The following is a 10156-nucleotide window of genomic DNA, read 5'->3' as shown; positions in this document are numbered from 1 at the left end:
ATTCACGGCTGCCACGCTTGTGAGCAGGTCAAACTCGTACACCACTTCCGTGGACGCAACCGCACTTCCACCTCCGACATGACCAGGTAGTCCGTACCGGCGAGCTGAACGCGGACATAGCGCCCGTTGGCGTTGACCGGCACCTCGGTGGGACGGCCCGCGACGGCCGACTGATGCACCGCGTGCACTCCAGGGGTCTTGAGCGCCTCGTCCAGCGAGGCGGGAAGCGGGTGGTCGGAGGTCAGGACATAGTAGTCGCGCAGCCTTTCCATGCAGCAGTCGTCGCGATTCCACACGCGAACGGAGTTGATCGACTTGGCCGCGCCCAGGTCGACCTGCCACCACGGTTGCGGCTCCAGTCCGGTGTGCGACAGGGAGTGATCACTGTGGGCGCCGCTGGTGTTGCCGTCGACAGCTAGGTTGGGCGGCCCGTCGTAGGCGACGCTGGACTGGCTGGCGGGCGCGTTCAGCGCCAGGTTGGCGCGGGTCACCTCGACAGGGGTCGTGACGTGCGTGGACAAACCGTCCGCGTGGACGGTCGTGTCGATCTGGTATCGGCCGTATTCGGCGTCAGGCGCCACGCTCATCGTGGTGCTCAGCTTGCGCGTCTGGCCCGGCTCCAGGAACTGCTCGCGGAAGGCGTCCGGTTGGAAGGTGAACGGTCCGTCCGTCCTGACCTGGATGTCGGCCAGGGGGATCTGCCGGTCGCCGGTGTTGGTGACAGCGATGTCGACCGGGGCGGTCTTGCCGCGTTCGATGCGGGCGGGCGCGGTGACGCCCGAGCGGATGAGGGAGGCTCCTGGTGTGTCGAACTTGAACACGTAAGCGTGCTTCAGCGTGGTCGATGCCGGCAGGTCGACGATCAGCCGCCCGTTCTGCTGCCGCCACGGCAGCGGCTTGCCGTCCCCGCCGAGGAGGCTCACCTTGGTACCCGGCCTGACGGGCAGGGTGTCGGCGAGTTCGAGCGTACGGCCCGGCCAGTTCAGGGCCGTGACGTAGAGGGCGTTCTGCCTGGTGGTGAAGCGCACGGGCACGTTCGCCGTCTTGTCCTCGAAGTCGTTCCAGTAGGTGGTGCCGTGGATCGCCTCGCCGTTGGTCCGCATCCAGGCGCCGAGGTCGCGCAGGACCTGCTGCTGGTACTCGGGAATGGTGCCGTCGACGCGCGGCGACATGTTCAGCAGCAGGTTGCCGTTCTTGCTGACGATGTCGACGAACATGTCCACGATCGTCTCGGAGGTGAGCTGCCGGTACGGCGGGCGGATGTCAAACCAGCCCTGGATGGTCTCTGCGGTCTCCCATTTGAACGGCTCGATCGAGGCTAGCTTGGTCCGCTCCGGCGTCAGATAGTCGGGCTGGCGGCGGCCCGAGTGCTCGCCGGGCGCGTCGGTGAGCTTGCACCGGTTGTTGATCAGGACTTCCTTGGGCTGGTCCCGGTTCTTCGCCTGGTTGTAGTAGTGCGCGATGGTGGGGGCCAGGTTCCAGTAGGCGGTGTTGCGCACCCAGTCGCCGTCGCACCAGATGAGGTCGGGATCGTAGGTGTCGATCAGCTCGGTCATCTGGTTGTTCATGAACGCGGGGTAGCTCTCGACCGGCTTGTACCCGGTGTACGGGATCTCCTGGCCGGTGTAGGGGTTGCGCGGCTGCTTGCCGGTCTCCGCGGGGTTGAGCCACTCCCACAGCGAGTAGTAGGCACCCCGCTTGAGCTCGGGCGCCCGCTTCTTCGCCGCGGCGAACAGCTCCCCGACCAGGTCCCGGTGCGGCGGTTGGACCACCGAGTTGCGGTCGGAGTACTTGCTGGGGAACAGGGAGTATCCGTCGTGGTGCTTGGTGGTCAGCACGAAGTAGCCGGCGCCGGAGTCCTTGATCAGGTCCACCCACGAGTCCGGGTCGAACCTGGTCGGCTGGAAGTCCTTGAAGAAGTCGTCGTAGTTGACGTTCTCACCGTATTTCTCCCGGTGGAACTTCCAGGTCGCGGAGTTCGGGGTGTTCATCGAGTTCTGGTACCACTCGTCCTGGCCGGGGACACTGGTCGGCCCCCAGTGGATGAAGACGCCGAGTTTGGTGTCGTTGAACCAGGCGGGCGCCTGGTGCTGGGACAGCGACTCCAGAGTGGGTTCGAAATCGGGAGTTGTCACCATGGAGGGAGTTGTCGCCATGGAGAGGGTGAGGAGTAAGGCGAGGCCTACGTTCATGGCTCAGATCTCCTTTGAGTGAATGAGCCTGATCACGGCTTGGCTGGTCCGGTCGTAGTGGTGGTCGTTGTCGAGCTCGCCGCGTATCCGGAAGTCGCGCATCACCAGCACGCGATCGGCCAGCGTGACCATCTCGGCCAGGTCACTGGTGATGAGCAGGATGGCCATGCCATCGGCGGCGAGCCCCCAGATCAGCTCGTGGAAGGCGCCCTTGGTACGCACGTCGATGCCGACGGTCGGCTCGTCGATGATGAGGATCTCTGTCTCGGCCGCGAGCCACTTGGCCAGCGACACCTTCTGCTGGTTCCCGCCGGACAGCTGCCCGGCGAGCTGGCGGGACGAGGCGAGCTTGATGCCGAGCCGGTCCACCCACATGCTGACCACCTCGCCCTCGCGGGCCGGCGACACGTAGCCGAGCGCGCCGGCGATGCGCCCCCAGACGGTCACGGCGATGTTGCGCGAGACCGGCTGGTCGAGGAAGAGGCCCTCCTCCTTGCGGTTCTCGGTCACGTAACCGATCCGGTGCTTGGCCAGGGCCTGCCGTACGTCCTTGATGACCACGTTCTTTCCGCGCACCCGCACCGAGCCCGACTCGATGGGCTCGAGTCCGAGCAGTGCCTTGGCCAGCTCCGACCGGCCGGATCCGACCAGGCCGTAGAGTCCGACGATCTCGCCCGGCCGGACGGAGAGCGAGACCTCGCGGTGGCCGGCCGCCGTCGAGATCCGGTCCAGCTCAAGTACGGCGGGCTGTGTGGCAGGCGGGCGCGGCGGGAACGACAGGGCCTCCCGCGAGCGGCCCACCATGAGATCGATCAGGTCGTCCTTGGCGTGATCGGCGATCGGCTCGGCGTCCAGCACCGTGCGGCCGTCGCGCAGGACGGTGACGGTGTCGCAGATCGCGAAGACCTCCTCGAGCTTGTGGCTGACGAAGAGCACCCCCGTCCCGGTGTCGGCAAGCTTGCGCACGACGGTGAACAGCAGCTCCGCCTCCGCCGGGCTGACCGAGGCGGTGGGTTCGTCGAGCAGCAGCACGCGGCTCTCGCCGTACAGGGCCTTGGCGATCTCGACGAGCTGCCGTTGAGCGACCGACAGCCTGTCGACCCGCACATCGGGGTCGAGGTCGACGTCGAGCAGACCGAGGATGCGCCGGGCCTCCGCCCGCATGTGCGCCCGGTCGACCAGGCCGCGCCGTATCGGAAGCCGCTGCAGGGCGATGTTCTCGGCCACCGAGAAGGCGGGGATGAGGTTGCGTTCCTGATGGACCGCGCCGATCCCGGCCTGCGCCGCCTCGGTCGGCGACCTCAGCGTCACCGCCTCACCGCCGATGAGCAGGCGGCCCTGGTCGGGGCGCTGCACTCCGGTGAGGATCTTGATGAGGGTCGACTTGCCCGCGCCGTTCTCGCCCAGCAGGGCGTGCACGGAGCCGGCTTCCAGCCGCAGGCTCGCACCGTCGAGGGCGCGGACGCCGGGAAAGACCTTCACCAGTTGGTCTGCGACGATCACGATGAACCCCCTGACCGGCGCGTCTCGCGCGCGCGGGTGAGCACGACCGTGCCGAGCACGACGGCGCCGACCACGAAGTTCACCCAGCTCGGCTGGAGGGAGAACTCTGCGCGCGCGCTGTCGACGAGGCGCACGATGAACGCCGCCAGCACAGTGCCGAGCACCACGGCCGTGCCGCCGGTGAGCACCGCGCCGCCGATGATCGGGGCGGCGAAGCTGGGCAGCAGCCAGTCCCCGCCGATGCTCCTGTTGACGCCGGGAGAGACCGCCACCGTCACCACGGCCGTGATGGCGACCACCAGACCCGACAGGGTGTGCGCGAGGACGATGGAGCGGTCGTTGGAGACGCCTGACAGCGTGGCGGCCAGCGGGTTCGAGCCGGAGGCCAGCATCCTACGGCCCGGCGCCGCGGCCCTGAAGAACACCGCGACCAGCGCGGCCACGCCCAGAGCGAGCAGGAAGACGAGTGGGATGTTCAGGACGGACGCCTGGCCGAACTCCTTCAGGCCGGGTGAGTAGTCACTGACGGTTCGGGTCCCGACCAGGCGGTACTGCGCGCCGATCAGGATCGTCATCGTGGCGAGCGTGACGACGAACCCGTTGATACGGGTGAACACCACCAGCGCACCCGTCAGCGCGCCGACGGCCGCGCCGAGCGCCAGCCCGATCACGATGGCGGCTGGGGCGGGAACGCCGAGATCGGCCATGAGCACACCCATCGCGCAGGCGAGGAACCCGCCGAGCGCGCCGACGGCCAGGTTGAGCTGGCCGACGCTCAGCGCGATCATCTGGGCCAGGCCGATCAGCACTGGCACGGGCAGGAACTGGAAGAAGGTCTGCACGGCGTTGCCGGAGGCGAACGCCCCGCCTGACGCCACCACGAGCGAGAGGTAGCCGGCGACACAGATCGCGATGAGCATCCTCACGATTTCACCCCCCGGCGTTGAAGGAAGCGATCAGCGGACAGCGCGAGCAGGAGGATGACGCCCAGATACACGTTGAGATATTCCAGGCCGATCCCGACCAGTTCGAGCCCTCTGCGGATCACCAGGGTCAGCGACGTGCCGAGGAACGTGCCGATGACGGAGACCACTCCCCCGGCCATTGCGGTGCCGCCGAGAATCGCGCCGAGAAAGGAGGGCAGCAGGAACTCCTCGCCGATCGTCGCCCGAAACGACCCGGTGGTGACCGCGAGCATGAATCCGGCCAGCCCCGCCAGCAGCCCGCTCAGCAGGTGCGCGGTGACCACCCGGCGGCGCGTCGGGATGCCCGACAGCTCGGCGGCGAGCGGGTTGGACCCGGTCAGCAACAGCTCCCTACCGGGCCGCGTGCCGTGGTAGAGGTATCCGAGCGCCAGCATCGGCGCCACCGCGAGCAGCATCATCTGCGGTACGGCGGGCGACCCGCACACGTTGCCCAGGCACACATCGCCCAGCGAGTACTGGCGCAGCTCGCGCATGCCATCGGGTTTGACGGTGAAGGCCGCGTTCGCGGTGAGCGCCGTGTAGACGACCGGGATCAGGCCCAGGAGCGCGAAGTCCATCGCGAGCGTGACCACGAAGGAGTTGACCCCGGTCCTGGCAATGATCCAGCCGGTGAAGGCGCCGATCGCCGCGCCCGCCAGGAGGCCGATGCAGAGGCCGGCGTACAACGGCAGGTGGAGCCGGTCGTAGGACAGCCCCATGAACATCGCGGAGAACGCCGCCATGCGGCCCACCGCGAGGTTCATGTGCCCGATGGAGAGCACGACCATCTGGGCCAGCCCGACGACGGTGTAGATGGCGATGTCGCGCAGCAGCGGGAAGAGCACGAGCCGCTCGTCGAAGAAGGCCGGGCTCAGCGTGCCGAACACAACGACGAGCACGACGATCAGGCCGAGCAGTCCGAACAGGGGCTTGCGGGTGCTCACGCCATCCGCCGCCTGTCGATGGCGTCGCGGTCCCAGTCGATGCCGAGCCCGGGGGTTTCGGGAGCGACGGCGTGCCCGGCCACGATCTCCAGCTCGCCGTGGGTGATGGCCCGCAGCTGCGGGATGTGTTCCACGTATCTGCCGTTGGGGATCGCTGCGGCCAGGCTGACGTGCAGTTCCATGAGGAAGTGCGGGCAGACGGCGATGTTGGCCGCCTCGGCGAGGTGCGCCACCTTGAGCCACGGGGTGATCCCGCCGACCCGTGCCACGTCCACCTGGACGATGGAGGCGGCGCCCGCGGCCAGGTATTCGCGGAATTGCCCGATGGAGTACATCGACTCGCCGACGGCGACCGGGATCGACGTTGCCCGCGCCAGGTGGGCGTGGCCGGACAGGTCGTCGGCCGGCATCGGCTCCTCGAACCAGAAGATGTCGAGAGCCTCGAACGCGCGGGCCCGCCGCGTCGCCTCCGCATGGGTGAAGGACTGGTTGGCGTCGACCATGATGTCCATCGCCGGTCCCACGGCCTCGCGGACCTCGCGCAGCCGCTCCACGTCCTCGTGAAGGCTGGGCTTGCCGACCTTGATCTTGACTCCCGGCCAGCCGGCCTGCTGCGAGGCCTTGGCACCGCGAGCGAGCTCGTCCGCAGACAGGTGCAGCCAGCCTCCCTCGGTGTCGTACATCGGCACCTGCCGCCTGAACCCGCCTGCCAGCCGCCACAGCGGCTCACCGGCCCGCAGGCAGCGCAGGTCCCACAGGGCGGTGTCCACCGCGGCGAGCGCGAGCGAAGTGATCGCCCCCACGGCCGTTGCCCTGGTGTGCGCGAACAACTCGAACCACAGCCGCTCGATGTCCCGGGCGTCCTGCCCCACCAACTGCGGGAGCAGGTGTTCGCGCAGCATGGACAGCACCGCCCGGCCGCCGGTCCCGATGGTGTAGGCGTAGCCCGTGCCGGTGTTCCCGTCGTCGGTGCCCAGCTCGACGAAGATCGTTTCTTGCTTGACGAAGGCCTGCACGGCATCCGTCCGTACGGTTTCCACTTCCAGGTCGACGAGGTAGGCGTCGACCTGACGGATCTTGGTCACCCATGGCTCCTAGCGGCAGGAGAGCAGCTCAACGGCGAACCGCTGCTTGATCTGCTCGGACGTCTTGCGCCGCTCGGTGTCGTAACCGTCGACGTTCTCTTTGGTGACGAGGAAGGACCCGGAGTCGATCACCACTCCCGGCTGCCGCATCGTGCACTGCTGACTCTGCAGCAGCGCCAGCGCCCACGAGCCGACATAGGCCTGCCCACGCGGGTTCTGCGCGATCGTCGCGTAGGCCGATCCCTCGCGGATCGCGCGGAGGATCTCCGGATCGTCGTCGATCGCCACCACCTTGATCGGCAACCCGGCCTTCTTCACGCCCGCGGCCGCGGCCACGGCGGGGTTGTAGGCCGTGCTGACGATGCCGCCGATCTCCTTGCCGCGCGCGGCCAGCAGGTCGGCCACCGCCTTCTGGGCCGTCTGCAAGTCCTTGTCGACGTCGGCCACGACGGGCAGGAGCTTCACCGCGCCGGAGGTCTCCTCGACCGCCTTGTCCACGCCCTTGATCCGGCGCTGGGTGTTGGCGTCGACGTTGTTGCCGGTCAGGTGCACGAGCACGCCCTTGCCGCCCATGGCGTCAACGGCGGCCTTGGCCGCCTTGTAGGCCGCCACCTCTACGTCGGTGGACAGGCAGAAGTCGGCTTCGTTGGTGTCCCCGGCGGGGCACGAGGCGAGCGAGGCGACGGCGAAGCCCTTGCTCTTGAGGTCGCCGAAGGTCGTGTTGATGTCGGTGGGAGAGACTCCGAAGACGCCGAAGGCGTTGTAGCCCTGGGCCGCCAGCGAGTCGAGCAGGTTGTTCTGCTTGGCCTGATCCCATTCTGCGGTCTCGTTGAAGACGACCCCGCCCAGCTGGAAGTTGGCGGCCGACTGGCGCGCCGCCTCCTTCCAGGGCTGAAAGTAGGGGTGTGCGCCGCCGGACACCAGCGCCACCTTGACCTTCGAGCCCTCCTGGAGCTCCACGGGCCCCGAAGCCGTGGCGGTGGGGGCAGCAGTGGGGGCGGCTGCGGATTCTGTGGGTCGGGTGCTGCAGCCGACCAGGCCGAGCAGGATCAGGCAACAGGCTGCTGATGGAGCGATTCTCATGTTGAATCCGAGATCGTATAGGAAATATCCTGGCTGATAATGCTAGGGTGAGTCGAAGTAGTCAAGGGGTCGTCGAAGGGATGTCGGGTGACCGGGATAGCCCTGCCGCACCGCACGGTGCTCTCAGACAGCGTCTACGAGGCCGTCAAGGCGCTCATCATGGATCACACCCTCGAACCGGACGCGAAGATCAACATTGACGCGCTGACCCGCCTTCTGGAGGTCTCCCACACCCCGGTCCGCGAGGCCCTGGCCCGCCTCGAGTCCGACGGGCTGGTCATCAAGCTGCCCCTTCGCGGCTACAGCATCAGCCCGCTGCTCACCCGCAAGGAGTTCGAGGACCTCTACGAGCTGCGACTCCTCCTGGAGCCGCCCAGCGCACGCCGCGCCGCGGAGGCGATGACCCCGGAGGGCAGGCGGGCGCTGCAGGAGGAGATGACCTCGTGCGAGGAGGCCCCTTCGGGCAGCCACTACGAGGACTACAAGGCCATCACCGCCCACGACGCCCGCCTGCACGACCTGATCATGGCGCTGGCCGGAAACGACGCCATCCGACTCGCGTTGGAACGCACCCACAGCCACCTGCACCTGTTCCGGCTGCACTACGGCAGCCCGATCGGCTCCCGGGCGCTGAAGGAACACCAGGCGATCGTCACCGCCCTGGTGGCCGGCGACCCCGCCGAGGCGGAGTCCACGATGCGCGCCCACCTCGAACGCGCCCGCGACCGGCTATCGGCCGCCTTCGAGTAACCGCGGCGGGAACGTTTACCCCTCGCGTCCCGTCGGATACTGATCAGCAGCAGATAGATCATGGCGTTGACCCCAAGCTGAAGCGTGTCAGAACTCAGCTCAATAGGTTGACCTGGCCCTTCTGACGGTGCTTGATCCGACCGACCGACAGTGCAATCACGTCGCAATCATCGGTGGGAGCGCGAAGGTCCATGGAGTGGTGCGGCGGCTGGCATCCGCCACCTGGCGCGCGGGAGAGCTGTCCGGCGGCAACCGGCAGAAGATCTCCCTGGCCAAGTGGCTCGCGGCCGAGACCGAGATCCTCATCATCGACGAGCCGACCGCCGGGATCGACGTGCGCACCAAGGGCCCATTCCACGAGCTGATCTGGGGGCTCTGCGCCTGCCGAAAACCTCATCCACGCAGTTCAAGCTGCATGTGAGTATTCGTGGAGGACCCCGCCGAGCCGGTCTCGTCGGCGTATGTTCAGCGCGATGACTCTGCGCCTGCCGAAAACTCTATCCATCCAGGTCAAGCGGCATGTGAGTACTCGTGGAGAACCCCTCCGAGCCGATCTCGCCGGCCTATGCTCAGGTTGGCGATACGGCTCGGATCGGTGATCGGATCCGGGACGGCGCGTAGTGGAGCAGCTTGGGCCAGGGCTTGATGGGCGCGATGCCGGTTGTAGAACCGTTCGTACTCGCGCAAGGCGTGACGCAGGTGGCGTTCGTTCCGGATCAGGCAGCGGTCCAGAAGCTCTCGACGGCACGACTGCACCCACCTCTCCATGACCGCATTCATACGCGGCACCCGGATCCCGGTGAGCACGGCCTGGATGCCAGCGTCGGCGAGGATCTCGTCCATAAGGAGCGGGAACTTCGCGTCTCGGTCTCGGATCAGATAGCGCGCCCGGCGGCCCGCATCCTCCAGATCCATCACGAGATTCTTGATCGCCTGGATGACCCAGCTCGCGTTCGGGTGCGCGGTAGTGCCCAGCACTCGAACGCACCTGGTGGCGTGCTCGATGACCGCCAGGATGTACTGGCGCTGCCCATCGAGGGTGATGGTCTCGATGAAATCGCAGGCCAACAGGGCGTCGGCCTGCGAGCGCAGGAAGTCGGCCCACGTGGTCGGCGCCCGCTCAGGTGCCGGATCAAGCCCTTCCTGTTTGAGGATCTCCCAGACCGTCGACGCAGCGACCTTGATGCCGAGCGTGGTGAGCTCGCCGTGCACCCGGCGGTATCCCCAGGCCGGATTCTCGCGAACCAGCTGGCACCGCGATCTGATGAAACGGCGTCACGCCCGTGGCTGTCGGCCGAACAGACGAGGTCGCCCGCCCACGGTTCGACGCAGGACGGTATCCGACCGGACGAGAAGCCGGAGCTGGTGCAGGATCTCGCGCGGCAGCGATGTCAGGAGCGCGGCAAGAAAGGCCCGGTCCTCTGGGGCGAATCTCACCCTGGTGTCGGTGCCGAGCTGCCGCTCAAGGACGGTGATCTGGTGGCGCAGGGCGAGAATCTCGATCTCCTTGTCCCGATCGCCCATCGGCAGCAACCGCAGCGCGCCGAAGGCGTTGGAAACGGCGAGATAGGCTGAGGTGCCAAACAGATTCCGGACAGTCGGCTACATAAGCTGACAGAAGTCTGGAAGAGGTA

At 67.4% G+C, this 10156-nt stretch carries 10 protein-coding genes; 3 read left to right on the top strand and 7 right to left on the bottom strand.

Features of this window, described 5'->3' with window-relative positions:
* Positions 1-2: 2 nt before the first annotated feature.
* From ACFSKW_RS51090 to ACFSKW_RS51065, 6 genes are read right to left on the bottom strand one after another with little or no spacing between them, the layout of a single operon-like run.
* Positions 3-2192 carry an alpha-L-fucosidase gene (locus ACFSKW_RS51090; protein ID WP_379582482.1) on the bottom strand — a complete coding sequence of 730 codons (2190 nt, stop codon included), beginning with the start codon at positions 2190-2192 and terminating at the stop codon, positions 3-5.
* Positions 2193-2195: 3 nt separating this feature from the next.
* Positions 2196-3695 carry a sugar ABC transporter ATP-binding protein gene (locus tag ACFSKW_RS51085; protein WP_379582480.1) on the bottom strand — a complete coding sequence of 500 codons (1500 nt, stop codon included), beginning with the start codon at positions 3693-3695 and terminating at the stop codon, positions 2196-2198.
* On the bottom strand, positions 3692-4615 hold the full coding sequence (locus ACFSKW_RS51080) for an ABC transporter permease (protein ID WP_379582484.1): 924 nt from the start codon (positions 4613-4615) through the stop codon (positions 3692-3694). Before ACFSKW_RS51080 ends, ACFSKW_RS51085 begins: the two co-directional genes overlap by 4 nt.
* Positions 4616-4617: 2 nt before the next feature.
* Positions 4618-5604 carry an ABC transporter permease gene (locus ACFSKW_RS51075; protein ID WP_379582478.1) on the bottom strand — a complete coding sequence of 329 codons (987 nt, stop codon included), beginning with the start codon at positions 5602-5604 and terminating at the stop codon, positions 4618-4620.
* Complete coding sequence (locus ACFSKW_RS51070; protein WP_379582476.1) at positions 5601-6689, bottom strand: mandelate racemase/muconate lactonizing enzyme family protein; 1089 nt, start codon at positions 6687-6689, stop codon at positions 5601-5603. Before ACFSKW_RS51070 ends, ACFSKW_RS51075 begins: the two co-directional genes overlap by 4 nt.
* Positions 6690-6698: 9 nt before the next feature.
* Positions 6699-7649: a substrate-binding domain-containing protein gene (locus ACFSKW_RS51065; protein WP_379582474.1), complete on the bottom strand. Its 951-nt coding sequence runs from the start codon at positions 7647-7649 to the stop codon at positions 6699-6701.
* Between the two features lie 210 nt (positions 7650-7859).
* Here ACFSKW_RS51065 and ACFSKW_RS51060 point away from each other — a divergent pair, with 210 nt between their 5' ends.
* Complete coding sequence (locus ACFSKW_RS51060; protein ID WP_379582472.1) at positions 7860-8522, top strand: GntR family transcriptional regulator; 663 nt, start codon at positions 7860-7862, stop codon at positions 8520-8522.
* 196 nt (positions 8523-8718) lie between these two features.
* Positions 8719-8943, top strand: coding sequence for an ATP-binding cassette domain-containing protein (locus ACFSKW_RS51055; RefSeq protein ID WP_379582470.1), 225 nt, complete (start codon positions 8719-8721; stop codon positions 8941-8943).
* An 89-nt stretch (positions 8944-9032) separates the two neighbouring features.
* Here ACFSKW_RS51055 and ACFSKW_RS51050 read toward each other — a convergent pair whose 3' ends face one another.
* A complete protein-coding gene (locus ACFSKW_RS51050) occupies positions 9033-9734 on the bottom strand; it encodes an integrase core domain-containing protein (protein ID WP_379582468.1) in 702 nt (233 codons plus the stop codon).
* Here ACFSKW_RS51050 and ACFSKW_RS51045 point away from each other — a divergent pair.
* Positions 9729-10097 (top strand): hypothetical protein, encoded by a 369-nt coding sequence (locus ACFSKW_RS51045; RefSeq protein WP_379582467.1) that lies wholly within the window; start codon positions 9729-9731, stop codon positions 10095-10097. The two genes, ACFSKW_RS51050 and ACFSKW_RS51045, sit on opposite strands and share 6 nt — an antisense overlap.
* The last annotated feature ends 59 nt before the right edge of the window (positions 10098-10156 follow it).

It is taken from the genome of Nonomuraea mangrovi (genome assembly GCF_042681425.1).
GTDB classification, from domain to species: domain Bacteria; phylum Actinomycetota; class Actinomycetes; order Streptosporangiales; family Streptosporangiaceae; genus Nonomuraea; species Nonomuraea mangrovi.
This window is presented reverse-complemented; position numbering and strand designations above follow the sequence as displayed.

Bases quoted from the DNA above. Each gene is read 5' to 3' on its own strand.
- ACFSKW_RS51090 (WP_379582482.1), bottom strand. From the start codon at position 2,192: ATGAACGTAGGCCTCGCCTTACTCCTCACCCTCTCCATGGCGACAACT.
- ACFSKW_RS51080 (WP_379582484.1), bottom strand. From the start codon at position 4,615: ATGCTCATCGCGATCTGTGTCGCCGGCTACCTCTCGCTCGTGGTGGCG.